The organism is Pseudomonas moraviensis (assembly GCF_900105805.1).
Classification (GTDB): Bacteria; Pseudomonadota; Gammaproteobacteria; order Pseudomonadales; family Pseudomonadaceae; genus Aquipseudomonas; species Aquipseudomonas moraviensis_A.
Genome location: NZ_LT629788.1, coordinates 2,217,751 through 2,242,584 on the forward strand (window position 1 = coordinate 2,217,751; position 24,834 = coordinate 2,242,584).

The 24,834-nt window shown below is 60.4% G+C and carries 22 protein-coding genes; 8 read left to right on the plus strand and 14 right to left on the minus strand.

All coding sequences use genetic code 11. The features are described from left to right. Positions 1-6 precede the first annotated feature (6 nt). On the plus strand, positions 7-501 hold the full coding sequence (locus BLU71_RS09960) for a PaaI family thioesterase (RefSeq protein WP_042610288.1): 495 nt from the start codon (positions 7-9) through the stop codon (positions 499-501). A gap of 217 nt (positions 502-718) precedes the next feature. On the opposite strand, the gene BLU71_RS09965 is transcribed toward BLU71_RS09960, so the two are convergent. Beyond that, positions 719-2,923 (minus strand): OsmC domain/YcaO domain-containing protein, encoded by a 2,205-nt coding sequence (locus tag BLU71_RS09965; RefSeq protein ID WP_083352956.1) that lies wholly within the window; start codon positions 2,921-2,923, stop codon positions 719-721. Between the two features lie 220 nt (positions 2,924-3,143). Between BLU71_RS09965 and BLU71_RS09970 the strand changes: the two genes are divergently transcribed. After that, the gene (locus tag BLU71_RS09970) at positions 3,144-5,753 is read left to right on the plus strand and encodes an EAL domain-containing protein (RefSeq protein ID WP_083352957.1); all 2,610 of its coding nucleotides are present in this window, start codon (positions 3,144-3,146) and stop codon (positions 5,751-5,753) included. Positions 5,754-5,756: 3 nt separating this feature from the next. Here BLU71_RS09970 and cydB read toward each other — a convergent pair whose 3' ends face one another. The 5 genes from cydB to ppk2 form a co-directional block, all read right to left on the minus strand. After that, positions 5,757-6,758 (minus strand): cytochrome d ubiquinol oxidase subunit II, encoded by a 1,002-nt coding sequence (gene cydB / locus BLU71_RS09975; RefSeq protein ID WP_083352958.1) that lies wholly within the window; start codon positions 6,756-6,758, stop codon positions 5,757-5,759. A 12-nt stretch (positions 6,759-6,770) separates the two neighbouring features. Beyond that, on the minus strand, positions 6,771-8,144 hold the full coding sequence (locus tag BLU71_RS09980) for a cytochrome ubiquinol oxidase subunit I (protein ID WP_083352959.1): 1,374 nt from the start codon (positions 8,142-8,144) through the stop codon (positions 6,771-6,773). A gap of 3 nt (positions 8,145-8,147) precedes the next feature. Further along, the gene (locus BLU71_RS09985; protein WP_083352960.1) at positions 8,148-8,537 is read right to left on the minus strand and encodes a VOC family protein; all 390 of its coding nucleotides are present in this window, start codon (positions 8,535-8,537) and stop codon (positions 8,148-8,150) included. 23 nt (positions 8,538-8,560) lie between these two features. After that, positions 8,561-8,776: a hypothetical protein gene (locus BLU71_RS09990; RefSeq protein ID WP_042610282.1), complete on the minus strand. Its 216-nt coding sequence runs from the start codon at positions 8,774-8,776 to the stop codon at positions 8,561-8,563. A gap of 716 nt (positions 8,777-9,492) precedes the next feature. Continuing rightward, complete coding sequence (gene ppk2 / locus BLU71_RS09995; protein WP_083352961.1) at positions 9,493-10,308, minus strand: polyphosphate kinase 2; 816 nt, start codon at positions 10,306-10,308, stop codon at positions 9,493-9,495. Between the two features lie 189 nt (positions 10,309-10,497). On the opposite strand from ppk2, the gene BLU71_RS10000 reads away from it, so the two are divergent. From BLU71_RS10000 to msrA, 3 genes are all read left to right on the plus strand, one after another. Then, positions 10,498-12,624 (plus strand): TonB-dependent receptor family protein, encoded by a 2,127-nt coding sequence (locus BLU71_RS10000; RefSeq protein ID WP_083352962.1) that lies wholly within the window; start codon positions 10,498-10,500, stop codon positions 12,622-12,624. 271 nt (positions 12,625-12,895) lie between these two features. Further along, positions 12,896-13,681: an enhanced serine sensitivity protein SseB gene (gene sseB, locus BLU71_RS10005; protein WP_083352963.1), complete on the plus strand. Its 786-nt coding sequence runs from the start codon at positions 12,896-12,898 to the stop codon at positions 13,679-13,681. A 144-nt stretch (positions 13,682-13,825) separates the two neighbouring features. After that, complete coding sequence (msrA, locus tag BLU71_RS10010) at positions 13,826-14,332, plus strand: peptide-methionine (S)-S-oxide reductase MsrA (protein ID WP_042610277.1); 507 nt, start codon at positions 13,826-13,828, stop codon at positions 14,330-14,332. A gap of 20 nt (positions 14,333-14,352) precedes the next feature. Here the strand turns inward: msrA and BLU71_RS10015 are convergent, their stop codons facing one another. Next, positions 14,353-15,570 carry an MFS transporter gene (locus tag BLU71_RS10015; RefSeq protein ID WP_083352964.1) on the minus strand — a complete coding sequence of 406 codons (1,218 nt, stop codon included), beginning with the start codon at positions 15,568-15,570 and terminating at the stop codon, positions 14,353-14,355. 129 nt (positions 15,571-15,699) lie between these two features. On the opposite strand from BLU71_RS10015, the gene BLU71_RS10020 reads away from it, so the two are divergent. Next, the gene (locus BLU71_RS10020) at positions 15,700-16,323 is read left to right on the plus strand and encodes a TetR/AcrR family transcriptional regulator (protein ID WP_083352965.1); all 624 of its coding nucleotides are present in this window, start codon (positions 15,700-15,702) and stop codon (positions 16,321-16,323) included. 5 nt (positions 16,324-16,328) lie between these two features. Here BLU71_RS10020 and BLU71_RS10025 read toward each other — a convergent pair whose 3' ends face one another. Continuing rightward, positions 16,329-17,570: an MFS transporter gene (locus BLU71_RS10025; protein ID WP_083352966.1), complete on the minus strand. Its 1,242-nt coding sequence runs from the start codon at positions 17,568-17,570 to the stop codon at positions 16,329-16,331. Between the two features lie 62 nt (positions 17,571-17,632). On the opposite strand from BLU71_RS10025, the gene BLU71_RS10030 reads away from it, so the two are divergent. Continuing rightward, positions 17,633-18,643 (plus strand): AraC family transcriptional regulator, encoded by a 1,011-nt coding sequence (locus tag BLU71_RS10030; RefSeq protein ID WP_083354322.1) that lies wholly within the window; start codon positions 17,633-17,635, stop codon positions 18,641-18,643. 27 nt (positions 18,644-18,670) lie between these two features. Here the strand turns inward: BLU71_RS10030 and BLU71_RS10035 are convergent, their stop codons facing one another. The 3 genes from BLU71_RS10035 to BLU71_RS10045 form a co-directional block, all read right to left on the minus strand. Continuing rightward, positions 18,671-19,432 (minus strand): carboxymuconolactone decarboxylase family protein, encoded by a 762-nt coding sequence (locus BLU71_RS10035; RefSeq protein ID WP_083352967.1) that lies wholly within the window; start codon positions 19,430-19,432, stop codon positions 18,671-18,673. Positions 19,433-19,444: 12 nt separating this feature from the next. Next, on the minus strand, positions 19,445-19,783 hold the full coding sequence (locus BLU71_RS10040) for a cyclophilin-like fold protein (RefSeq protein ID WP_223259146.1): 339 nt from the start codon (positions 19,781-19,783) through the stop codon (positions 19,445-19,447). A 122-nt stretch (positions 19,784-19,905) separates the two neighbouring features. Further along, complete coding sequence (locus BLU71_RS10045; protein WP_083352968.1) at positions 19,906-20,934, minus strand: alpha/beta hydrolase; 1,029 nt, start codon at positions 20,932-20,934, stop codon at positions 19,906-19,908. Positions 20,935-21,067: 133 nt separating this feature from the next. Between BLU71_RS10045 and BLU71_RS10050 the strand changes: the two genes are divergently transcribed. Further along, positions 21,068-21,976 carry a LysR family transcriptional regulator gene (locus BLU71_RS10050; RefSeq protein ID WP_042610271.1) on the plus strand — a complete coding sequence of 303 codons (909 nt, stop codon included), beginning with the start codon at positions 21,068-21,070 and terminating at the stop codon, positions 21,974-21,976. A gap of 1,140 nt (positions 21,977-23,116) precedes the next feature. Here BLU71_RS10050 and BLU71_RS10055 read toward each other — a convergent pair. The 3 genes from BLU71_RS10055 to BLU71_RS10065 form a co-directional block, all read right to left on the minus strand. Continuing rightward, on the minus strand, positions 23,117-23,359 hold the full coding sequence (locus tag BLU71_RS10055) for a hypothetical protein (RefSeq protein WP_042610409.1): 243 nt from the start codon (positions 23,357-23,359) through the stop codon (positions 23,117-23,119). A 115-nt stretch (positions 23,360-23,474) separates the two neighbouring features. Then, positions 23,475-23,699 carry a DUF2188 domain-containing protein gene (locus BLU71_RS10060; protein WP_042610270.1) on the minus strand — a complete coding sequence of 75 codons (225 nt, stop codon included), beginning with the start codon at positions 23,697-23,699 and terminating at the stop codon, positions 23,475-23,477. An 84-nt stretch (positions 23,700-23,783) separates the two neighbouring features. Further along, positions 23,784-24,701 carry a LysR substrate-binding domain-containing protein gene (locus BLU71_RS10065; protein ID WP_042610269.1) on the minus strand — a complete coding sequence of 306 codons (918 nt, stop codon included), beginning with the start codon at positions 24,699-24,701 and terminating at the stop codon, positions 23,784-23,786. Between the last annotated feature and the right edge of the window lie 133 nt (positions 24,702-24,834).

Below are 24,834 nucleotides of genomic sequence, written 5' to 3' on the forward strand. Positions count from 1 at the left end.
CCCGCCATGTCCAGCCACGACACCCCACTGCAAGACCTCGCCGCCCCCGAAGGCGTTTGCTACGGCTGCGGCGGCCGCAACCCGCAGGGCCTGCACGTCAAAAGCCGCTGGGACGAGGACGGCCGCCATGTGATCGCCGAACACCTGCCTGAAGCCCAATACTGCGGCTGGCCAGATCTGGTTTACGGCGGACTGATCGCCATGCTGGTCGATTGTCACTCGAACTGGACTGCGATGGCCTGGCACTACCGCGCGGAAAACCGCGAAGCCGGCAGCCTGCCGCGCATCGACTGCGTCACGGGCAACCTCGGGATCAAGTTCATCAAGCCCACACCGATGGGCGTACCGCTGCTCTTGCGCGCGCGGGTCGAAGGTGAGGTCGGGCGCAAAACCCGGGTGATTTGCGAGGTGTATGCCGGGGAAGTGCTCACGGCGGTGGGCGATTCAGTGTTTGTGCGGGTGGATACGGGGCAGTTGGCAGATGCAGCGCATGGCCGCTAAAGCCAAAGCCCCTCACCCTAGCCCTCTCCCAAAGGGAGAGGGAACTGACCGAGGTGTCTTGTGGAAATACGCCGACCTGGGAAACCGAGTCGAACTCAAATTCTGAAAAGCTTGAAAATCGGCTCCCTCTCCCTCGGGAGAGGGCTGGGGTGAGGGGCTGCGGTTCAAGCCACGCAGCCACACTCAAGCCGAAAGCGAAACGTTCTGAGCCAGCTCTTCAACGCGACAAAGCCGCCACACCCGCCCGCGCCGCATGCAGCTTTTTATAGCTTTCGATCAAGCGCAAGTGCCGATCCAGCCCTTCCAGCTTCATGCTCGTCGGCGTCAAACCGTAGAACCGCACGCTGCCATTCACCGATCCAATTGCCGCATCCATGCGCTCGTCACCAAACATCCGGCGGAAATTGGCCTCGTAATCCTCCAGCTCAAGGTCTTCATCCAGCTCCATCTCCAGCACCACGTTAACTGCCTGATAGAACAAGCCGCGTTCAACGGTGTTGTCGTTGTATTGCAGGAACGCCTCCACCAGATCCTTGGCCTCGTCAAACTTTTGCAACGCGAGGTAGATCAGCAAGCGCAGTTCCAGGATCGTCAGCTTGCCCCACGGCGTGTTGTCGTCGAACTCGATGCCGATCAGCGTAGTGATATCGGTGTAGTCGTCCTGCTCGCTGCGTTCCAGGCCCTGGACCAGATTACGCAGGCCGACCTTGCTGAGGTTGTGCAAATTGAGGATGTCGGCGCGGAATTGCAGGGCTTTGTTGGTGTTGTCCCAGATCAGGTCTTCGATCGGGTAGATCTCCGAATAATCCGGCACGAGGATGCGGCAGGCCTTGGCGCCGATGTGCTCGTAGACCGCCATGTAGACTTCCTTGCCCATGTCTTCGAGGATGCCGAACAGGGTCGCGGCTTCTTCGGCGTTGGAGTTTTCGCCTTGGCCGGAGAAGTCCCACTCGACGAATTCGAAATCTGGCCTGGCACTGAAGAAGCGCCACGACACCACACCGCTGGAGTCGATGAAGTGCTCGACGAAGTTGTTCGGCTCGGTGACCGCCTGCCCGGAGAATGTCGGCTGCGGCAAGTCGTTGAGGCCTTCGAAACTGCGGCCCTGCAACAGTTCGGTCAGGCTGCGTTCCAGCGCGACTTCCAGGCTCGGGTGCGCGCCGAATGAGGCGAAAACACCGCCGGTGCGCGGGTTCATCAGGGTCACGCACATCACCGGGAATTCACCGCCCAGCGAGGCGTCCTTGACGAGCACCGGGAAGCCCTGCTCTTCCAGGCCTTTGATGCCGGCGAGGATGCTCGGGTATTTCTCCAGCACCTCATGCGGCACATCCGGCAGAGCCATTTCGCCTTCGAGGATTTCGCGTTTGACTGCACGCTCGAAAATCTCCGACAGGCATTGCACCTGCGCTTCGGCCAAGGTGTTGCCGGCGCTCATGCCGTTGCTCAGGTAGAGGTTTTCAATCAGGTTGGACGGGAAGTACACCACTTCGCCGTCCGACTGGCGCACGAACGGCAGCGAGCAGATGCCACGCTGGGTGTTGCCGGAGTTGGTGTCGTACAGGTGCGAGCCACGCAACTCACCGTCGCGGTTGTAAATGCCGAGGGTGTAGTCGTCGAGAATCTCGCTGGGCAGCTCGTCTTTCGGGCCGGGCTTGAACCATTTCTCGTCCGGATAGTGCACAAACTCGGCATTGGCGATGTCTTCGCCCCAGAACTGGTCGTTGTAGAAGAAGTTGCAGTTCAGGCGCTCGATGAACTCGCCCAGCGCCGAAGCCAGTGCGCCTTCCTTGGTCGCGCCCTTGCCGTTGGTGAAGCACATCGGCGAATGTGCGTCGCGAATATGCAGCGACCAGACGTTCGGCACGATGTTGCGCCAAGAGGCAATTTCGATCTTCATGCCGAGGTCGGCAAGGATCTTCGACATGTTGGCGATGGTCTGTTCCAGCGGCAGGTCCTTGCCGGCAATGTAGGTGCCCGCTTGGGAATCGGACTGCGGCATCAACAAGGCCTGGGCATCGGCGTCGAGGTTGTCGACTTCTTCGATGATGAACTCGGGGCCGGTCTGCACCACTTTCTTAACGGTGCAGCGGTCGATGGAACGAAGGATGCCCTGGCGATCCTTGTCGGAGATGTCTGCGGGCAATTCCACCTGAATCTTGAAGATCTGGTTGTAGCGGTTTTCCGGGTCGACGATGTTGTTCTGCGACAGGCGAATGTTCTCTGTCGGGATATTGCGCGTGTCGCAGTACAGCTTGACGAAGTAAGCCGCGCACAAGGCCGACGACGCCAGGAAGTAGTCGAACGGCCCCGGTGCCGAGCCATCGCCCTTGTAGCGGATGGGCTGATCGGCGATCACCGTGAAGTCGTCGAACTTGGCTTCAAGTCGAAGGTTGTCGAGAAAGTTGACCTTGATTTCCATGCGGGATTACCAGAATACGGCTAAACGAATGGCGGCCATTATCCGGTTTTTGTGCGGGAAGTCTCGCCCTTTCGGGATTCGCCGCTGGCCGGCGATGCTGGAAATCCCGTGGGATTCGCTACACTTTGAACAAATCAGGCGACGTCATAGAACAACAATCTGAACATTGTGCCCGCGCCATTGTTCTAGATTCACAAGACACCGGATCAAGGACGAGCACATGGCCGTAACTCTCGCTGCGCAGCCAATCCCCACCCCGCAACGCGCCGTGACCCGACGCCTGGCCATCGCCGTCGGCGCGCTGTTCGTTGCCGGTGTCATAGCCGCCATCAGCACCTTGCTGGGCATCGCCAAAACCCTCGATGGCAAGGACCTGGAACAGAATCAGTTCTATTCCGTGCGGGCGGTGGAAAACCGCATCACCGCGTCGAAAAACTACATCACCAGCTACGCCTACTGGACCCGCGCCTTTGAGGCGTTGAGCGGGCCGGTCGACACCGAATGGGCGTACACCGAACAGAACATGGGCAAGACCCTGTTCACCACCGATGGCTATGACGGCGTGTTCGTCCTTGATCGCAAGCGCACCAAGTACGCAGTGATTCGAGGGCAGATGGTCGAGACCGACGTGTCCACGGTGCTGCAAGCCTCCGCCCCGGCGCTGGTCGAGCAAGTGCTGGGGCAGCCCGACCTGACCAAACCGGTCAGCAGCTATTCGCTGTTCGAAGGCTGGCCGGCGCTGATCACCGCTGCCGCAATCATCCCCAACGATGAACGCCCGCTGGATGAACTGAGAAATACCTCGGTACTGGTGTTCGTCGACAAGCTGACCCCAACCAAACTGCGCAAGATCGGCAGCGGTTATGGCCTGACCAATCTGACCCTTGCCCCGGACGAAACGATTGAATCCGGTCAGCCGCGTGTGCCACTCGACAGCACCGGCTACAGCCTGGTCGCCGACCTGCAACGACCCGGCCAGCAATTGTTGTGGTCGCTGGTGCCACCGCTCGGCGCGACGTTTCTGGTGTTGATGCTGCTCACCGCCTATTTCTTCCGCCATGCCTTGCGCTCATCGCAATACGTCGACAACAGCATTCATGCCATGCAGGCGTCGAATCAGGCACTGGAGACGGCCAATCATGCGCTCGAAGCCAGTGAGGAACGCTTTCGTGCGGTTGCCGAAGCGGCCTCGGACTGGATCTGGGAAGTCGATGGTCAACTGGCGCTGACGTACCTGTCGGCGCGGTTCAGCGAGGTGACCGGCTACCCACAGGCCTTCTGGCTGGGGCAAGACATTGGTGAGTTGCTGACGTGCGATACCACGCCGCTGGAACTGTGGCTGCGCAAACTCAGCGAAGAAAACAGCGCGGGGGATTTGCGCTGCACCTACCGCGACCACTCCGGGCAACCGCGTCACTGCCGGCTCTCCGCTCGGCCGATTTTCGACAAGGACAGCGTCGTCGGCTATCGCGGTACCGCCAGCGACATCACCGACGAGGTCGCCGCCCACGCGCAGATCCAGCACCTGTCGATGCACGACGCCCTGACCGGTCTGCCCAACCGCAACAAACTGGCGCGGTATCTGGATGAAGTGCTGATATTGAAAGAACACGCGCCGGCGCTGTCGCTGCTGATGATCGATCTGGACAACTTCAAGCCGATCAACGATTCCCTCGGCCATCCGGCCGGTGATGCGGTATTGCAGGAAGTCGCCACGCGTCTGCGCGAATGCACCCGTGAAAACGACATCGTCGCGCGCCTCGGCGGCGACGAGTTTGTCGTGGTGCTCAACGGCATGGACAGCCATCACGAGATCGACAAGTTCTGCACACGGCTGATCGGCAGCCTGCATCAGCCGATCAATTACGAGCAGCATCCGCTGCATATCGGCGCCAGTATCGGCATCGCTCTGAGCCGTCGTCACGGCTTCGTCGCCAGCGACCTGATTCGCTATGCCGACATCGCGCTGTATCAGGCCAAGTCCGACGGCAAGAACACCTGGTGCTATTTCGAAGCGCACATGAGCGATCAGATCCAGACGCGCCGGCAAATGGAAGATGACCTGCGCCATGCGCTCAAGCACAACGAGTTCGTTCTGCACTATCAGCCGCGTTACAAAGTCGATGGCAAACAGATTGTTTCGGTCGAAGCGCTGGTGCGCTGGCAGCATCCGACACAAGGTTTGCTCGGGCCGGACGTGTTCATTCCGCTGGCCGAGCAGACCGACCTGATCGTGCCGCTGGGGCGCTGGGTCCTGCGCGACGCCTGCGAAACCGCGCTGGACTGGCCCCATGACATTCTCCTTTCGGTCAACCTTTCGCCTGCGCAATTTGCCCTTAGCGATGTGGTCGAGGACGTTCGCGAAGTGTTGGTCGACACGCGCTTCCCCGCCACTCGCCTGGAGCTGGAGATCACCGAGAACGTGATGCTCAACGACACCGATGGCGCGCTCACCACCATGAACCAGCTCAAAGAACTCGGGGTACGCCTGAACATGGACGACTTCGGCACTGGCTATTCATCCCTCGGTTACCTGCGCGCCTATCCATTCGACGGGATCAAGATCGACAAACGTTTCATCGCCTCGATCAGCAGCGGCACCAATGATCGCGCCGTGGTGCAGGCGATCATTGGCCTGGGCAAGGCCATGGGTTTGACGGTGACTGCCGAAGGCGTCGAGACCGAGGAGCAACTGGCGATTCTCGGCAAGGATCAATGCAACGAGGTGCAGGGTTATTTCATGAGTCGGCCGATCGACAAAGCGGCGTTTGCTGATCTGTTACGCGCTTCGAGATTGTCGCCAGTCAGCAAAAAAGGCCGGGTGACCTGAGTCTCAACTGTGCTCGGCAACTCGAACCTTGCCGCTGAATACGCGAAAGCCGAAGGTGTTGTAGGCCAGAGTGATCGGGATCAGCACGGCGAAACCGACCAGCATGAAGATCTGGCTGGTCGGGCCGGAAGCGGCTTCGCTCAAGGTCAGATCCGGCGGAACGATGAAGGGATACAGAGCGACCAGCATCAGTGCGAAGGCCAGGATGAAGACGCCCAGTGCGGCGAACAGCGGCACGCAATCGAAGCGGCTGCGCAAACCATTGATGAACACCATCGCTAAAGCGCTGATGACCATCCCCGCTGGCAGCCACAGCCAGATACTGGCAAGCCGCCGGGCGTATTGCGGCTGCAACGTTGCCGTCCAACCGATCAGCACCATCAGTAACGCCACGACGACCAGCGCCAGCACGCGGGCCTGACGCGCCGAGCGTCGTTGCAGTTCATCCTCGGTGCGCCAGTACAACCAGCACGTCCCCAGGCAGAGATAACCCAGCACCAGCACCAGACCGCAAAACACCGGGAACGGGTTCAGCCAGTCGCGGCCATCGCCAATGTACTGACCGTCCTGATGCGCAACGCCCTGCACGAGAGTGCCAAGCACCATGCCCTGAACAAATCCGGTCAGCAACGAAGCCAGCGCCAGTACGCCGTCGACGATTCTTTTGCGCCGTTCGTTCGCTGCGTAGTCGCGGAACTCCAACGCCATGGCGCGTGCGATCAAGGCGAGAAACATCACGATGAAAGGCACATACAGCGCCGGCAGCAGAATCGCGTACGCCAGCGGAAACAACGCCAGCAGCCCACCACCGCCGAGCACCAGCCAGGTCTCGTTGGCGTCCCACACCGGCAGAATCGTCACCGCCATGGCCCGCCGTTGCTGGCTGCAACTTGTGAGCCCCATCAGCATGCCGACGCCCAGATCGGTGCCGTCGAGCAATACGTAGTTCATTACCGAGAATGCCAGCGCGGCGGCGCACAATAGCGTCAGCCAGTCCGTGTCCATGTGTGCGCCTCCTCAGTGCCCGGTTTCGTCGGCAAGGGTCGGCTGCGGCCCCGGTTGATCGGGCTGCGGCGGCTCGCGCAACAGGCGCAGCAACACCCACAGGCCGATACCGAAGACCAACAGATAAAACAGCAGGATCAACCAGGTCGAGCCGACGACTTGCGCCCTGGACACTGACGACAGACTGTCAGCCGTACGCATCAGCCCATAGACCGTAAACGGCTGTCGCCCCACTTCAGTAACCACCCAGCCACTGAGCATCGCCAGAAACCCGGCTGGCGCCAATAGCACGCAAGCACCCAGCCATCCGCGCGCTGTATACAGGCGATTGCTCCGGCGAAGGATCAGGCTGACCACGCCCTGACCGAGCATCAGCAGCCCCAGGCCGACCATCAGCCGAAACGCGAAAAATACTGGCGCCACGGGCGGGATGTCCTCAGCCGGGAATTCATCAAGCGCGGCGATGGTGCCAGTCAAATCGTGATGCAAATACAGGGAGCCGATGCGTGGAATGGCGACTTCCCAATGATTGCGCCGCTCGTCCATATCCGGCCAGGCGAACAGCCGCAGCGGCTCCCCTGCCCCCGGCGCCGGCCGCGTCCACGAGCCTTCGATGGCCGCCACTTTCTGCGGCTGAGCGTGGAGACTGTGCCGACCGTGCAGATCACCGACGACAAGCTGCACTGGCATCAGCACGGCGATCACCCACAGCGCCATGGAGAATTGCAGCCGAGCGCGCGGGTTTTCTGACGCTTCGCGCAACTGCCAGCCGCTGATGCCGGCAATCAGCGTCGCACTGCCGATGAACACCGCGAGCAGCATGTGCACCAGACGATACGGAAACGACGGATTGAAAATGATCGCCCACCAATCCTCGGCGACGAAACGCCCTTCGGCGCCCATCGCATAGCCGGCGGGGGTGTGCATCCAGGAATTGGCGGAAAGGATCCAGAACGCGCTGATCAGCGAGCCCAGCGCCACCGCGCACGTTGCGAAAAAGTGCAGACGCGCACCGACCTTCTTCAGGCCGAACAACATGATGCCGAGAAATCCCGCTTCGATGAAAAACGCCGCCATCACCTCGTAGAACATCAGCGGGCCGAGGATATCGCCAGCCTGCACTGACAGCCGAGACCAATTGAGGCCGAACTGGTATTCCAGAATCAATCCCGACGCCGTGCCCACCGCAACGTTCAGCGCAAACACCTTGAGCCAGTAGCGATAAACATCCAGATAAACCTGGCGCCCGGTCCTTAACCAGAACGCTTCCAGCACCATGAGGAAATTCGCCAGACCGATGCTGAACGCCGCCAGCACGATATGGAAGCTGATCGTGATCGCAAACTGGGCGCGGGCCGCCATCAGGGCCGAATCGACAGGCTCCATTCATCAGCCGCTGTAGAACACAGCAAGCTTGTTGCCTTCAGGGTCGCGCAAATAGGCCACATAAAAGTCCGGCGTGTAGGCCTCGCGAGTGCCCGGTGGGCCTTCGTCGGTGCCGCCGCTGTCCACCCCCGCCCTGTGCACCTGATCGACCTTTTGCCGGGAGTCGGCGCGAAACGCCGGCATCATGCCGTTGCCCGGAGTTGCTCGCTCGCCATTGAAAGGTTTTGAAATGTGTACGCTGCCGGGGCCGTTGGACTTGTCGAGGCAATCAGGCAGGTAGAAACAGTAATGCTCTTCGCGATCATGCCGGTAGCCAAGCGGCGTCAGGATCGCCTTGTAAAAAGCCGCCGAACGCTCGACATCGTTGGCGCCGATAAACAGATAACTGAACATGGGAAGTCCTCCGATGGCAGTTTTCAGCCGTGCGTTTCTTCCTGGTTATGGGTAAACACGTTACCGGCATCGCGCACCAATTGGCGCCATTCGGCGCTGGTAATCAGGCCTTGCTCCTCCATCTCGTCGGCGGCCTTGAGCAACTCGTCATATTGCTGCTCCGGATCCAGCGCGGCCTCTGCCTGCTCCGCCATCTTGCGCCAGGCCGCCAGTGATGCCTTTTTCTGCTGATCGAACATACGGGTATCTCCTGAGGGACTTACCCGGTAGAAAAAACAGCGAGAAGGAGGTTCAGGGCAGACGACGGATGGAAGTTAATGTACAAAACCTTGTCGGAATGAGCCTGCTCGCGACAGCGGTATATTTGCCAGATTGAATGTGAATGTGCCTCCGTCATCGCGAGCAGGCTCGCTCCCACAGAAAAGCAAAAGCAAAATCAAGATCAAAAGATCGCAGCCTTCGGCAGCTCCTACAGTTGGATTGAGCACAACCTCAAAAGCAGGTCGGCTGTCAGGCCGCCATCGCGAGCAGGCTCGCTCCCACAGAAAAGCAAAGCAGCGCAGCTGCCCGCGGCGAAGCCGCACCACTCAACAATGAGCGCAAGCTCGAGTGCCTTTGATCTACGGGCGACGTCGGAAGGCTGAGCGGAGGGATTGATCCGGGCGTGGGAGCGAAGCGACCGTACGACGCAGTCGGACACAGCGAGTGTAGGTGCAGCGAAGCAAACCGGAGCCGCTGCGCCAGGATCGATCCCGTAGCGAAGGAACCCGAGCCTGCGAGGGCCGAACGCAGGAGCAAGCCTTTTCGGTTACCTTTTCGGCGCCTGGAAAAGGTGACTCGCCGTAAGGGCGAAACCGCCAGCCGCAGCACCGAAAAAAAACGGATATCCCCCCAAAACCCCAGCGCATGGTCGGCCCAAAGGCCGCCAAGCCCCCCCCAAAAAAACCGGCAAATGTCAAAACCGCTCAGCCACCCGCTTATACGGATAATCCGGCTCCCGGTACTTGCCCGGCTTCTGCCGTTTCGGCAATTCGACCTTGTCACGCTCCACCTCTTCATAAGGGATGCGACTGAGCAGATCGGTAATAATGTTCAGCCGTGCGCGCCGTTTGTCATTGGAGTCGGCCACCATCCACGGCGCCCGATCGGTATCGGTGTGCTTGAACATCTCGTCCCGCGCCCGTGAATAGTCGAACCAGCGGCTGTAGGATTTCAGATCCATCGGCGTCAGTTTCCAGATCTTGCGCCCGTCATTGATTCGCGCTTCGAGCCGGCGGGTCTGCTCTTCGGGGCTGACCTCAAGCCAGTACTTGAGCAGGATCACCCCCGAATCGACGATGGCGTTTTCCACCCACGGGATCGACTTGAGAAACTTGTCGGCCTGTTCCTCGGTGCAAAAACCCATGACCCGCTCGACACCGGCGCGGTTGTACCAACTGCGGTCGAAGATCACCACTTCACCGCCCGCCGGCAGGTGCGGAAGATAGCGCTGCACATGCATCTGGCTCTTCTCGCGATCGGTTGGCGCCGGCAGCGCGACAACGCGAAACACTCGTGGGCTCACGCGCTCGGTAATCGCTTTGATCGTGCCGCCCTTGCCGGCACCATCGCGGCCTTCAAAGACGATACACACCTTGACACCCTTGGCGATGACCCACTCCTGCAGCTTGACCAGCTCCACGTGCAGCTTGCGCAACTGGTCGAGGTAGTCCTTGTTTTTCAAGCGCGGGCGTTCTATGGCCTTTGCGGGTTTCTTCCTGTCTTTCGCCATGAATCGATCCTCGCGCTTCAACAGCCCAGTGAAATTGTTTATTGACCCTGGAGGCCTGATCCGTGAGGTTAGTCCACGCCCGGTTGTTTGCCATTGCCGGGGAAAAAAGCCGGATCATCATGTGTTTCCTGCATTTGTTCTGACGTCGCACTGTTCATTGCCCGATCCCCTGTTTGCTGGAGTTTTTCGATGCCGTCGTCCAAATCACTGCCCACTGCCCTGCTCGGTCTGGCCCTGGCCTGTCCGGCAATGGCCGAGACCCAGGGTCTGGAGCTGGGGCAAGTGCTGATTTCGGCGGATGAGCGCAGCGGCACGGATGCAGCGGTCGAAGAGGCTCACGAACGCCTCGAACAGGTGCCCGGCGGCAGCAACGTGGTCGACATGCGCCAGCCGTTGCAGGGCCGCGTGGCCAGCAATCAGGACGTGCTGGCCTATCAGCCAGGGGTGTATGCGCAGTCGGCGGGCAACGAAGGCGTGAAGATTTCCATCCGCGGATCGGGGATCAACCGCGCACCCGGCGCCCACGCCTCGGGGCTGTATACGATGCTCGATGGCCTGCCGTTGACCGGCCCCGGCGGCACTCCGTATGAATTGCTCGAGCCGCTATGGGTCGACCATGTCGAAGTGCTGCGCGGCGCCAACGGCTTTGATCGCGGCGCGCTGGCGCTGGGCGGCGCTATCGATTACGTCAGCCACACCGGTTACACCGCGCCGAAACTGCAAGTGCGCTACGCCACCGGCAGCCATGGTTATCAGCAAAGACAGGTCAGCTCCGGGCAAGTGCTGGGGGATTTCGATTACTACGTGTCGCTGACCGGTGCCGACGCCGATGGCTATCAGGACCACACCGCCAGTGAAAGCAAAGGCCTGATCGCCAACTTCGGCTATCGCTTCAACCCGAACCTGGAAACCCGCTTCTACTTCCGCTACCGGGAAACCGACAACGACCTCGCCGGCCGCGTGACCAAACATTCCATCGAACACAGTCCTCGGGCAGCCAACCCGGCGTATGTGGCGCGCGACGACAGCCGCAAACAACCCGGCAGTACCTTCATCGGCAACAAGACCACGTTCTACCTCGACGACGATTCGAGCATCCAGACCGGCCTCGTCTACCACGACTACCCGATGGATTTGCGCGAAGGCCCGAACCGGCTGAAGGTGGCTTACACCGACGTCAGCGGCACCTTCGACTACAAGCGCCGCGACACCCTGTTCGGCCTGGAAAGCCGCAGCACTGTCGGGCTGCGCGTCACCAAGCACCTGCCCAACGATGGCGCCAGCGAGTTCGTGCGCATCCCGAGCGGCAACACCGCCAGCTATGCACCGGGCACGCGTATGCGCAACTTCACTTATCAGGGGTCGGACACCGTGCTGCATTTCGGTAACGACCTGGAAATCGCCGACGACCTCTGGCTGACCACCGGCCTCGCCGCCATCTACACCCGCCGCGAGAGCGCCGTGACCTACCCGCAGGGCGGCGGCAAAACCAGTCTCAACGACTGGGACTACGCACCGCGCATTGGCCTGCGCTACCAGATCACACCGGACGTGCAAGTGTTCGGCAACCTCAGCCGCTCCGTCGAAGCCCCGCATCCGTGGTCATTGATCTACAGCTCCAACGTTCGCTTCCCTGCCGGCAACGGTGCCGCCACCGGCACCCAGCGCGACCCGATCGAACTGCAAAACCAGACCGCCACCACCCTGGAACTCGGCGGCCGTGGCGACAGCGCCTTCGGCGAATGGAGCCTTGCCTGGTACTACGCGCAAGTTCGTCACGAACTGCTCTCGGTACTGCCCGACGCCAACGCCGTCACGCCTTACGAACTCAACGCCAGCCCGACCGTTCACCAAGGCATCGAGGCCAGCCTCGACAGCAAACTCTGGACCGCCGCCGACGGGCGCCAGTTGAGCTTGCGCCAGGCCTACACGTTCAGCGATTTCCACTACCGCGACGATGAACGCTTCGGCAACAACCGCCTGCCCGGTTTGCCGATGCACTACTATCAGGGCGAACTGCGCTACGACTGGCCGCAAGGTTTCTTCGCGGCCGTGAACACGCAGCTGGTATCCAAAGTGGCCGTGGACTACGCCAACAGCTATTACGCCGACCCGTACGCCCTGTTCGGCGCCACGCTGGGCTACAACGCGCCGAAGGGTGACTGGCAAGGCTGGGTGGACATGCGCAACCTGACCGGCAAACGCTACGCAGCAACGGTCACCCCGGGGTATGACGACAAAGGGCTGGATGCCGCACGGTCGACACCGGGTGAAGGGATGGGTGTTTATGTTGGGGTTTCGTGGAGTTTGTTGTGAAGCCCAACCCAATTCCAATGTGGGAGCGAGCCTGCTCGCGAAAGCGGTGTATCAGTTATGAATTATTCGCCTGACACGACGCCCTCGCGAGCAGGCTCGCTCCCACAGTTGGTTTTGTGGTGCTGGGTAGAGCAGCGCAACTTACTGCGCCGGTTCTGGTGTCTGAAAGTCCTTACATCCGGAATCTTCAGACAAGCCCCATCGTGAATGCAGGTATATTCGTCGCGGCGGGATAATCATCGCATTCCATCGAAAATAACGGACTGACCTCATGGATACTTCGCAAGAAAACCCTCTGGAAACATCACTCCGACTGGCCGCCGACGAACCTGCGCATCGTCCAGAGTTCTATCGCATGCTCCTGGACTCCACCGTCTACATCCTCGGCACAGCGGGTGCTGCTCAAGGCCATGTCAATCTCGAAGCCGGCAGCAACATCAGCATCGCCCATTGGCAGAAGCCCGATGGCACGCCGGTCATTCCGTTCTTCTCCTCGCTGCCAACACTGCAACAATCCATCGACAGCGAGCAGAGCTACGTTGAGATCCCCGCCCGGTCACTGTTCGAAATCACCTTGGGCGCGTTGCTCTTCCTCAATCCCAAGTCGCCCTACGGCAAAGAGTTCGTCCCGGATGAAGTGCAACACCTGCTCTCGGGTGAAATCGGCCGTCCCGCCACGCAACGCACGGTTGAGAAAGAAACCAATGTGTTGCTTGGACAACCTTCGGACTATCCATCGGCCATGGTTCACTCGCTCTCGCAACTGCTGGCCAAACATCCAAACGTGAAGCGCGCATTTCTGGCACTGATGCACGACGCCTCGATCGATGAAAAACCGCACCTGATCGTCGGCATCGAAGCAGATGGCGATATCGAGCAGGTCATGCGCGAAGCCGGCAACGTCGCTGGGAACACAGCGCCAGATGGCGGCCCGGTTGATTTTTGTCGCGTGCTGACGGGAGAAGCCGGGCTGAGTGATTACTTCCTTAAGGAGACCAAACCGTTCTACGAACGCAAGTCACCGAGCAAGCTGCGTTCTTTTTTTGGCTTTGGTTGAATACGTTCTGACGAGATCGCAGTCGTCTGCATGTCGCTTGATCAGAGGGCGAGTGGTCGATTCTGATGAGCGCGCCCTTGGATTCTTTCAACCCGCCCTCATAACAATGCATATCCCCATCGTCTCCGAGAGGAAGGACACACCATGACCACTCAAACCGAAACTGCCATTCTCGCCGGCGGCTGCTTCTGGGGCATGCAGGACCTGTTGCGTCGCTACCCGGGCGTGCTGAAAACCCGCGTCGGTTATACCGGCGGCGACGTGCCGAATGCCACCTACCGTAACCACGGCAACCACGCCGAAGCCATTGAGATCGAGTTCGATCCCGCGGTGATCAGCTACCGGCAGATCCTTGAGTTCTTCTTCCAGATCCACGACCCGAGCACGCCGAACCGTCAGGGCAACGATCTTGGCCCGAGCTATCGCTCGGCGATCTACTACCTCAACGACGAGCAACGCGCCGTCGCCGAAGACACCGCTGCCGATGTCGACGCTTCGAAGCTATGGCCCGGCAAAGTGGTCACCGAGATCGAACCGGCCGGCCCCTTCTGGGAAGCGGAACCCGAGCACCAGGATTACCTGGAGCGGATTCCGAATGGCTACACCTGCCACTTCATCCGACCGAACTGGAAACTGCCGAAGCGCGCTTAAAGAAACGGGTGATGGCGGGTTCAATGCGCCGCCACTACCGAAGCTCCGACAGAGCGCGGGCCCGACTTGAAACCGTGGGCCCGGGCACCCCAGGCAATGGCGAAGCCGATAGCGACCAGTGCCAGCATGGCCCACGGGAATGCGGCAACGCCCCAGCGATCGAGCAACACGCCGCCGACGACACCGCTGCCAGCGATCGCGCTGTTCCACGCCACCACGTTCAACGACAAGGCGACATCCGCTCCGTCGCCCGCCGCATCCGCCAGCGCGGTTTGCAGCAAAGTTGCCGCGCCGCCAAAGGTCAAACCCCATACCGCCACGCCAACGTAGATCACCTCCGGCATACCCCCGCCAAAACCCAGCGCCACGCAGACGACGGCAAACGTCGCAAGGCTCAGAAGGACCGTCGTACGCAGCAGCGGCTCGACCAGCTTCGCCGTCAGCCATATGCCCGCCAGCGCAGCAATGCCAAAGACCAACAAGACCAGATCAACACGATCGGCCATTCCTGCCGGCGCAATGAACGGCGCAATGTAGGTGTAGAGAATGTTATGCGCGAGCATCCAGCTGATCACCACCGCAAGCACAGGGCGAACGCCCGGGGTGGTCAGGACGTTGCGCAGCGGCAGGCGTTGATGGGCCGGTTGCGGCGGGTAATCCGGCACTTTCATCAGCACCCAGACGATCAATAGCAGGGTCAGCGCCGACATGAGGCCGAATGTGCTGCGCCAGCCGACCAGCCCGCCGAGCCACGTCCCCAGCGGCACGCCCAGCGACAGCGCAATCGGCGTACCGACCATTGCCAGTGCCAGTGCCTTGCCCTGCTGCTCGGGTACGACCATGCGTCGCGCATAGCCGGCCAACAAACTCCACGCCAACCCCGCTGCGACCCCGGCGAAGAAGCGCGCGACCAGCGTTACGCCGTAGTGTGACGACAGCGCAGTGATCGAATTGAACACCAGGAAGCCGACGATCGTCAGCAGCAGCACATTGCGGCGCCGCCAGCCGCGGGTGGCGATGGTCATCGGGATCACCGCCAGTACCGACCCCAATGCGTATGCGGTCACCATTTGCCCTGCCATGGAGGGCGAAATCGTTAAACCCTCGCTGATCAGCGGCAGCAGCCCGGCGGGCAGGGTTTCGGTGACGATACAGATGAAGCCTGTCATCGCCAGCGCCAGCAAAGCGCCGATGGGAAGGCGTTTTGGGGTGGCTGTCAACGTTATTGATGGTGTCACGGGATGCTCCTTGAAAAGCCTTCGCTGATATAAATACCGATCGATCTAGATCCTGAAGGCGCACAAGGAGCGTTGTCAACAATTTCTGTATCGACTAGTCTTTATATGAATTCAACGAGGAGCTTTGCCATGGCGAGAACCGGTCGCCCCCGTCAGTTTGATCGCGACGACGCTGTCGATCAGGCCATGCAGCTGTTCTGGCAACACGGCTACGACGCGACATCGCTCGCCCAATTGAAGGCCGGACTTGGCGGAGGGATTTCAGCGCCGAGCTTCTACGCCGCGTTCGGTTCCAAGGAAGCCTTGTTCGATGAATGTGTGCAGCGTTATCTGACGACCTACGCGCAAGTCACCGAATGCCTGTGGGACGAAAGTCTGGCACCGCGCGACGCCATCGAGAGCGCGTTGCGCCAGTCGGCACGCATGCAGTGCGACGACGCGCATCCCAAGGGCTGCATGGTCACTTTGGGCGTCATGAGCGCACCAAGCCCGGAAAATGCCCACGTGGTGCGATCCCTGACCCACTCACGCCAGCGCACCCGCGCGGGAATTCAAGCCTGCGTCGAGCGCGCTGTGAGTGCCGGTGAGCTGGCCAGCGACACAAATTCGGCGGCGATGGCGACGGTATTCGACAGTTTCCTGCAAGGCATATCCATACTCGCCAGAGACAACACCGCGCTGGAAAGCATCGATGCTGCCATTACTCGGATCATGCAAACCTGGGACATTGCCGCCACTCGCAGCCCTCTCTGATCAAATCACAGATGCACCGGCACCGCTGCCGAGCCCGGCTCCGGCACGTCGACATTGACCTTCAGTGCTATCAGCAACGCGGCCAGCAACATCAGAATGCCGGCCGCGACAAACACACCATTGATGCCGCTGAAACTGAACACCGAACCGCCGGCGGCAGCGCCTGCGGCAATCGCCGACTGCACCGACGCGACGACCATGCCGCCTGCGCTTTCGGCCTGATCGGGTACCGAACGCGCCACCCAGTTCGACCACGCGACCGGCACACCACCAAAAGCCATCCCCCAGAGCGCCAGGAGCACCGCCTGCCCGGTGACTGAGGCCGGGAAGCCGACCAGCGCCAGAGCGGCAACGCCCACCAGCACCGGCATCAGCACCAGGGTTGCCCGTGGACTGCGCTGCAACAGCCACCCGGCGAACAGCGTGCCGGCAAAGTTCGCCACGCCGAAACCGAGCAGCATCAGTGCCAGCGTCTGCGGGCCGACGCCGGTGGTGCTTTCCAGAAATGGCCTGATGTAGGTGAACAACGCAAAGTGACCGGTGTGCACCAACACGCAGCCGAACATGCCGATGGCAATACCCGGTCGCAGCAAAACCTCCAGTACCGTGCGCAGGCGTGACGGACGGTGCGGCGCCAGACTCGGTAACGTGAACAGTTGAAACATCAGCGTCACCACGCCCACCGCCGCCGCTGCGAAAAACGCACTGCGCCAGCCAAACTGCCCGCCGAGGTAACTGCCCAACGGCACCGCCACCACGGTACCCACAGCGATCCCGCTGAAGATGATCGACAGCGCGCGGGGCAGCAGCGCCGCCGGGACCAGGCGCATCGCCACGGCCGCCGCCATGCTCCAGAATCCGCCCAGGGCGATGCCCAAAAGGATTCGCATGATCAGCAACACTGCGAGACTGGACGAGAATGCGACCAGCAGATTCGACGCGATCATCAGAGCCGAAAAACCGAGCAATACCAAGCGCCGATCAAGGCTGCGGGTCAATCCTGGCACCAGCAATCCGGCAAACAGCGCGACCACCGCTGTCACCGTCACAGCTTGTCCGGCCAACGCTTCGCTCACGCCGAGATCGAGCGCCATCGGCGTCAACAGGCTGGCCGGCAGATATTCCGCCGTGAGCAGACCGAACACCCCCATCGCGAGTGAAAACACCGCCATCCACGCAGGCACCAGCGGCTCCTCGTCAGCGTGCGCACCCACAGCGGATCGCCCGTCACATACACAATCATTCATCGCAAGACTCCCTCAGACATTTCAAAAGCGCAGTCTATGGGTGGCAAACCGGATGATCTATGATGCACAGTCTTGAACTTTTGATCGAAACCCCGAACATGAGCAGCACTGATCCCTTTTCACTGTCCTCGGACCTCATCACTGAGTTGCTGCGCAGCATGCGTCTGCGTGGCGTGCAATACCGGCGGATCCACGCCGGTCCGCCGTATGGCCTGGGTTTCAGCGACAAGTCCGGCCATGCGTATTTCCACTTCGTGGCCGCTGGTTCGACGGTGTTGCAGCTTGAGGACGGCAGTCTGTACGAATTGTCGGCGGGCAATGCGGTATTCATCGCCCACGGTGCTGCGCACCAGTTGCTGTCACACCCCGGCGCCGAGGTGCAGGACATTGCCAGCGCCGTTGCCGCGCCACTCGGCGACACGGTCTGTGCGGTTCAGGTCGGGCAGAGCACCGATTCGCCCGATAGCGCCCTGCTCTTCAGTGGTTGCATGGAATTCGAACTCGGCAGCCTGCAAGGCCTCGGTCGGCTGATGCCGGGACTGATGCTGATCGACGCAGGCGGCCAGCGCTATCCGGGCCTCATGCCGATCCTCGCGACCATGGAACGCGAAGTCAGCGCAGCGCGCATCGGCTTCGCCGGCATTCTCGCCCGCCTTGCCGACGTCGTGGCTGCGATGATCGTTCGCGGCTGGGTCGAATGCGCTTGCGGCAATGCCTCCGGTCTCGTCGCCGCACTGCGCGACCCACGTCTGGCCCAGGCCTTGCTGGCCTTGCACCAGCAACCGGGCCGCGACTGGAGCGTCGCCGAACTGGCAACGCTCTGCAACACCTCACGCTCAGTCTTCGCCGAACGCTTCCAGACCACCCTCGGCACCCCGCCGCTGCGCTACGCCACCGAACTGCGAATGCGTTTGGCCAGTCAGTGGCTGACGCTGGAAAGGCTGCCGATCGAAGAAGTGGCGCAACGCTTGGGCTACACCTCCCAGGCCGCGTTCAGTCGCGCGTTCAAGCGCATCACGGGAAACTCGCCGGGAGCGAGTCGGCGCCAGCGCGCAATACAAGAATCGCACTAAGAGGGCAGCGATGAATCCGAACCGCCCTCACCGCTGGATTTTGTCCAGCCCCGCGCTCACCCGCTCAGCAGCCTGCAAATCCCCGCGCGCCTCCAGTTCCTGCGCCACCTGACGCAACTGCTCGACCGTCAGTCCCACGTTCAGACTGATCTTCAGATGCGACTCCAGCTGCGATTCCACTCCAGCCATTGCCGCCAGTGCACCAACAGTCGCCAACTCTCGATCCGTCCATGCAAGGTTGTCGCGGGCGAAGATGTCGCCGAACAGATGCACTTTCAGAAACTGATCGATCGCCGGGGCGAATTCGAATAGCGGGCCGGACACTGGCGCGCCGACCAGACGGGTCTGATTGTCGGTGCCCAGTTCAGTGAGCGCATACCCCGACGGAACCGGACCAGGCTCGCGTCCTGGCACGTCTTCGATGCCCCGCGCAGCGCGCTCCTCCACGACTTTCATCAGCAGGGACAAGGCGTTGAGGCTGCGCGGGAAGCCGGCGTAGGCATACAGCTGCACCAGAATTTCCTTGGTTTCGCTGATGCTCAGCCCAGCGTCGAGGCCGCGATTGAGCGCGTCGTGCAAACGCGGCATGTCGCCGGCGGCCGTGTTGGCGGCAATCGGGGCGATCGCCAGTTGCTTAGGGGTCAAAGGCTGTTCTTTCATGATCGGTTTCTCCGGTGATCGGGAAGGATTGGCGCAAAGAGGATTCACGCAGGCAGCACTGGCGAGCACCGCGCAGCCGAGGGCCAGGGCTCGAAGAAGGCGCCGTTGATGCAGCGTGTTCCGATTCATCAAAGACTCTCCTCACTCATCAGAAGTGAACGTCACCCGCACATCGCCGCGCCCCAAGGCCTCGGCGAGGCCCTGCGGCCGGTCGATGCGACCAAGACGCGAATAGCGGTAAGACGAATCGAAGGTTTTGTAGAAGACCACCAACGTATCGTCGCCATACAAAAGAAAATCGCCATTGTGGATGGTGCCCGGCCGGTACGGCTGAGTGGGCAATGGCGGCTGCACGGTGGCGTATTTTTCATTGCTGTGCAGGTCGGTCATGTCCAGGCTCAGCGGCAAACGCGTGAGCAATTCCCGAGTGCTCGGGTTGTCATCCAGGGCAATGGCAAAGCGCTGTTTTCCGATAGTCATCCACATCGTAGTGTCCTGCGCAGAGGTAGTGGCAGACAGAGCAAAAGACATCCATGGCATCAGCACACATCCCATCCAGATTCCCGCGAAGATTTGCATGCCTCTGCTCCGTCGCCTGAAAGCTACTTCAGGTTGCTCTTGAAGAACTGTGTCAGCTTGGCAAAAGGAATCAGATCAACCCGGTCATACAGATCGACATGGCCGGCATTCGGCACGATCACCAATTCTTTCGGCTGCCCAGCCAACCGGAACGCCTCTTCACTGAATTCTCGGGAGTGTGCGTCGGCGCCGGCGATGAACAACATCGGGCGCGGCGAAATGCTCTGGATATCCACGAACGGATAGAAGTTCATGAACTTGGTGTTGCTGCTCAGCGTTGGCCGCGTGGTCTGTTGCGGGGTCGAACTGGCCGGGGTGAATTCGCCGCGCGGGGTGCGGTAGAAGTCGAAGAATTCGCGCTGGATCGGGTGCGTGTCGGCCTTCAGTTCCAGCACCGTGCCGCCGGTATATTCGACTTTGCCGCCGGAAAACTCTGCGTAACGCTGTTCGGCCGCTTGCGCAATGATCTGCTTGCGCTGCTCCAGCGTTTGCGAGTGCTTGAGGCCGTCACGGTTGGCCGCGCCCATGTCGTACATGCTGACCGTGGCGATGGCCCTCATGCGTGGATCGATTTTCGCAGCACTGATGACGAAACTGCCGCTGCCGCAGATGCCCAGCACGCCGATGCGCTCGCGGTCGATGAATGGCCGTGTGCCGAGGTAATCGACGGCGGCGCTGAAGTCCTCGGCATACATGTCCGGCAAGACGGCATTGCGCGGCGCGCCCTCGCTTTCGCCCCAGAACGACAGGTCCAGCGACAGGGTGACGAAGCCCTGCTCCGCCAGTTTCTGCGCATACAGATTGGAGCTCTGCTCTTTTACCGCGCCCATCGGATGGCCGACGATAATCGCTGCGCTGCGCGCTGCAGGATCCAGCCCTTTGGGCATGAACAGGTTGCCAACGACCGTGAGTTGATATTGGTTTTTGAAGCTGACCTTCTGCACGGTCACCTTATCGCTTTTAAAGAAATTATCGGCACCGTGGGACATGTCAGCTCCGAATGCAGTGAATGAACTCAGGAGAAACCCGAGCAGTACGAACAGTCGTTTCATGGGGGCGTCCTTGATCGAGAAACCAGGCGAGGCCGGGATGGAGATATTGTTGCGCAGGCTCGAGGCTTTGATTAGCTAATGAGTGCTTAATGCGGTTATAAACGCTGCTAATCAATCAACCCGAGCGCGCACCATGGCCAAACCCAACTTCAACGATCTGCTCGCCTTCGTCACAGTAGCCCGCTCCGGCAGTTTCACCCGCGCGGCGGTGCAACTGGGCGTGACGCAATCGGCGGTGAGCCAGGTAGTCTCGGCGCTCGAAGCACGTCTGAAGATTCGCCTGTTAACGCGCACCACACGCAGCGTGTCACTGACAGCGGCGGGTGAACGGCTGTTGCACACGGTCGGCCATCGTTTCGATGAAATCGAAGCCGAACTCGACGCTCTCACCGAGTTGCGCGACAAGCCCGCCGGCACGGTGCGCATCACCTGCGGCGACAACATCATCAAGACCACCCTGCTGCCCAAGCTGACACCGCTACTGCTGCAATACCCGGATATCAAAGTCGAATTCGATATCAACTATGGTTTCCGCGACATCGTCGCCGACCGCTTCGATGCAGGCGTGCGCTTCAGTGATACCGTCGCCCAGGACATGATTGCCGTGCCGATCGGACCGCCACTGCGCATGGCCGTGGTCGCTTCGCCCAGCTACTTTGCCCGGCACCCGGCCCCGCAACACCCACGCGATCTGGCGGCGCATCGCTGCATCGACATCCGCTTTCCAACCTACGACGGTGTCGATGCCTGGGAATTCGAGCGTCAGGGCAAGAAGCTGAAAGTGCGGGTCGACGGCCAACTGGTGTTCAACTCGACTGTGCATATCGCCGACGCGGCTGTGAGCGGGTTGGGGGTTGCATATCTGCCTGAAGACGAGTTCGGCGCGCATCTGGCTGAAGGCCGCTTGGTCAGGGTCCTGGAAGACTGGTGCGAACCCTTCGGCGGCTTTCACCTCTACTACCCCAGCCGCCGCCAACCGTCGCCGGCGTTTTCACTGGTGGTGGATGCGCTGCGCGTGATGAGAGACCCAGCCCCCTTGTAGGAGTGAGCCTGCTCGCGATAGCAATCTGTCAGTTGATGCAAAGTTGACTGACACTCCGCCTTCGCGAGCAGGCTCGCTCCCACATTGGGTTCGTGGTGGGTCAGCAATCAGGCGGTGTATGAAAAACCCTGTAGGAGTGAGCCTGCTCGCGATAGCAGTCTGTCAGTTGATGCACCGTTGACTGACACTCCGCCTTCGCGAGCAGGCTCGCTCCTACATTGGGTTCGTGGTGGGTCAGCAATCAGGCGGTGTATGAAAAACCCTGTAGGAGTGAGCCTGCTCGCGATAGCAGTCGGTCAGTTGATGCACAGTTGCCTGACACTCCGCCTTCGCGAGCAGGCTCGCTCCCACATTGGGTTCATGGTGGGTCAGCAATCAGGCGGTGTATGAAAAACCCTGTAGGAGTGAGCCTGCTCGCGATAGCAATCGGTCAGTTGATGCACAGTTGCCTGACACTCCGCCTTCGCGAGCAGGCTCGCTACCACATTGGGTTCGTGGTGGGTCAGCAATCAGGCTGCGTATGAAAAACCCTGTAGGAGTGAGCCTGCTCGCGATAACAGTCTGTCAGTTGATGCACCGTTGACTGACACTCCGCCTTCGCGAGCAGGCTCACTCCCACATTGGGTTCATGGTGGGTCAGCAATCAGGCGGCGTATGAAAAACCCTGTAGGAGTGAGCCTGCTCGCGAGAGCAGTCTGTCAGTTGATGCACCGTTGACTGACACTCCGCCTTCGCGAGCAGGCTCACTCCTACATTAGGTTCGTGGTGGGTCAGCAATCAGGCGGTACATGAAAACCCCTGTAGGAGTGAGCCTGCTCGCGATAGCAGTCTGTCAGTTGATGCCCAGTTGACTGACACTCCGCCTTCGCGAGCAGGCTCACTCCCACATTGGGTTCATGGTGGGTCAGCAATCAGGCGGCGTATGAAAAACCCTGTAGGAGTGAGCCTGCTCGCGATAGCAGTCTGTCAGTTGATGCACCGTTTACTGACATTCCGCCTTCGCGAGCAGGCTCGCTCCTACATTGGGTTCGGGGTGGGTCAGCAATCAGGCGGTGTATGAAAAACCCTGTGGGAGCGCGCTTGCTCGCGAAGGCGTCAGATCAGGCACCTCGTCTTTTGAATGGCAACCCCGCGAAACCCTCACAACTTCGACACATCGCCGGTAGCCTCGGCAATAGTCGCCAACGTTTCCTCCATGCTGGCGATGTCCTCATGCAGCTTTTGAAACACCAGATCCAGCGATTCGGGGGCGTCGACGGTCTGATGGCCACGAAGCGACTCAACGCTACCGTTCTCCACATGCTGAAGAATGTCCACGCTTTCTCGCAGTGCCAACAACTGGTCAAAGATCGCGACAATCTGCGCCTGGCGCCGAGCGTTCATCATTACCACCCCAACCTGGCGCTGCCATCAGCAAACCATTCGCTCGCCAGCGGCAAACCCTGCGGTTTCCAGATCAGCGACCCCCATCCCAGACATGCAATGACCATACGCAGACTCAGCCTTTGGTTTTTCGCGGATCGGCGGCGCGCGGAAAGGTGCGCTCTTCCTGGATCGTGCCGTCCTCTTTGTGGATTTTCAGAGAGGCAGTTTTACCCTGCAGATAGTCACTGGCGATCTGGGTGATCTCGGCTTTGGTCTCAGCCGTTTTGGACGCACGCTGCGCGCCCTCTTTGACCAGTTCCCAATGCTGCTGGTTTTTGTTGATGTGGTAGTTATCCATTCCTTCACCTCTGATGTGAATAATCAAGACCGGTAATGGATTGACCTTGGCCGCGTCAGAGAGTTTGAAAGAATTGACTCCGACTCAATAGGCGAATTCATGGCCCAATTCGCTCTCCATCCACGCCAGAAAACGCCGGACCCGTGGGAAGCTGGAATGCGCCTTGGGAAATACCAAATGGTGCGCTGCCACCGCAGCACTCAGCGACTCAGGCGCCACTTCCACCAACGTGCCCGCCGCCAGATACTTCTGCGCAAGCAATGTGCTTTCCAGCGCGAAACCCAAGCCATGACTCGCCGCTTCCAGCGACATGTACGAACGATCGAAGCTCAATGCGTAAGGGCGTTCCGGACGCGCCAGGCCATGCTGGGCAAACCATTGCGGCCATTTGAGCAGGGTCGCTTCCGATAAAATCAGGTCGCATTCGAGCAGATCCGCCGCGCCGCGTACCGGTCGTTGCGCGAGCAGTTTCGGTGAGGTCAGCACCGCGAATGTTTCGTTCCTGACCGTACGCACCTCATAGCTTGGCCAGTTCGGCAGACCATGGCGGATATCGACGTCGATCTTGTCGCGACTGAAGTGCAGCGATTCATAGGAACACGACAGATTGATCTGAATGTCCGGATGACTGGCGCGGAACGCTTCCAGGCGCGGCATCAGCCAGAGCAGGCCAAAGCTTGGTGACGAATGCAGACGCAGGCAATCCAGGCTGACGTCGCTGGCCGCGCGTTCAGTGGCAACGGCGAGGCTGTGCAGAATGCCGGAGACTTCCTTGAGGTACTGCTCGCCGACCGGCGTCAGGGAGACACCCCGAGCGGCGCGAACAAATAACTGCCGGCCGATCATCCCTTCAAGTTTCGCCAGTTGGTGACTGACGGCCGACGGCGTCAGGTCCAATACTTCTGCCGCTCTGGCGACATTGCCGAAGCGCGCGGTTTGCTCGAAGGCCTGAATTGCTTTCAGCGGTGGCAGGACGATAGGTGCCTCAGTCTCAGGACGCATGGGGACTCCGTGGTGGTTTCTTGTGATGTACGGACCGGTTTCATTCAACCATCTGCGAGCAGGCCTGACGAGTGCTGAATTTTTTTCAGCATTGAGTGATTTTCGCGTTATTGCTCACCCTCCCCTCGAAGGA

Bases quoted from the DNA above. Each gene is read 5' to 3' on its own strand.
- BLU71_RS09990 (WP_042610282.1), bottom strand. From the start codon at position 8,776: ATGTTCGATCAGCAGAAAAAGGCATCACTGGCGGCCTGGCGCAAGATG.
- BLU71_RS09970 (WP_083352957.1), top strand. From the start codon at position 3,144: ATGGCCGTAACTCTCGCTGCGCAGCCAATCCCCACCCCGCAACGCGCC.
- BLU71_RS09960 (WP_042610288.1), top strand. From the start codon at position 7: ATGTCCAGCCACGACACCCCACTGCAAGACCTCGCCGCCCCCGAAGGC.
- BLU71_RS10045 (WP_083352968.1), bottom strand. From the start codon at position 20,934: ATGAAACGACTGTTCGTACTGCTCGGGTTTCTCCTGAGTTCATTCACT.
- sseB (WP_083352963.1), top strand. From the start codon at position 12,896: ATGGATACTTCGCAAGAAAACCCTCTGGAAACATCACTCCGACTGGCC.
- BLU71_RS09980 (WP_083352959.1), bottom strand. From the start codon at position 8,144: ATGGAGCCTGTCGATTCGGCCCTGATGGCGGCCCGCGCCCAGTTTGCG.
- BLU71_RS10020 (WP_083352965.1), top strand. From the start codon at position 15,700: ATGGCGAGAACCGGTCGCCCCCGTCAGTTTGATCGCGACGACGCTGTC.
- BLU71_RS09985 (WP_083352960.1), bottom strand. From the start codon at position 8,537: ATGTTCAGTTATCTGTTTATCGGCGCCAACGATGTCGAGCGTTCGGCG.
- cydB (WP_083352958.1), bottom strand. From the start codon at position 6,758: ATGGACACGGACTGGCTGACGCTATTGTGCGCCGCCGCGCTGGCATTC.
- BLU71_RS10065 (WP_042610269.1), bottom strand. From the start codon at position 24,701: ATGCGTCCTGAGACTGAGGCACCTATCGTCCTGCCACCGCTGAAAGCA.
- BLU71_RS10055 (WP_042610409.1), bottom strand. From the start codon at position 23,359: ATGAACGCTCGGCGCCAGGCGCAGATTGTCGCGATCTTTGACCAGTTG.
- BLU71_RS10050 (WP_042610271.1), top strand. From the start codon at position 21,068: ATGGCCAAACCCAACTTCAACGATCTGCTCGCCTTCGTCACAGTAGCC.
- BLU71_RS10060 (WP_042610270.1), bottom strand. From the start codon at position 23,699: ATGGATAACTACCACATCAACAAAAACCAGCAGCATTGGGAACTGGTC.
- msrA (WP_042610277.1), top strand. From the start codon at position 13,826: ATGACCACTCAAACCGAAACTGCCATTCTCGCCGGCGGCTGCTTCTGG.
- BLU71_RS10030 (WP_083354322.1), top strand. From the start codon at position 17,633: ATGCACAGTCTTGAACTTTTGATCGAAACCCCGAACATGAGCAGCACT.
- BLU71_RS10035 (WP_083352967.1), bottom strand. From the start codon at position 19,432: ATGAATCGGAACACGCTGCATCAACGGCGCCTTCTTCGAGCCCTGGCC.
- BLU71_RS10025 (WP_083352966.1), bottom strand. From the start codon at position 17,570: ATGAATGATTGTGTATGTGACGGGCGATCCGCTGTGGGTGCGCACGCT.
- BLU71_RS10000 (WP_083352962.1), top strand. From the start codon at position 10,498: ATGCCGTCGTCCAAATCACTGCCCACTGCCCTGCTCGGTCTGGCCCTG.
- ppk2 (WP_083352961.1), bottom strand. From the start codon at position 10,308: ATGGCGAAAGACAGGAAGAAACCCGCAAAGGCCATAGAACGCCCGCGC.
- BLU71_RS10040 (WP_223259146.1), bottom strand. From the start codon at position 19,783: ATGACTATCGGAAAACAGCGCTTTGCCATTGCCCTGGATGACAACCCG.
- BLU71_RS09965 (WP_083352956.1), bottom strand. From the start codon at position 2,923: ATGGAAATCAAGGTCAACTTTCTCGACAACCTTCGACTTGAAGCCAAG.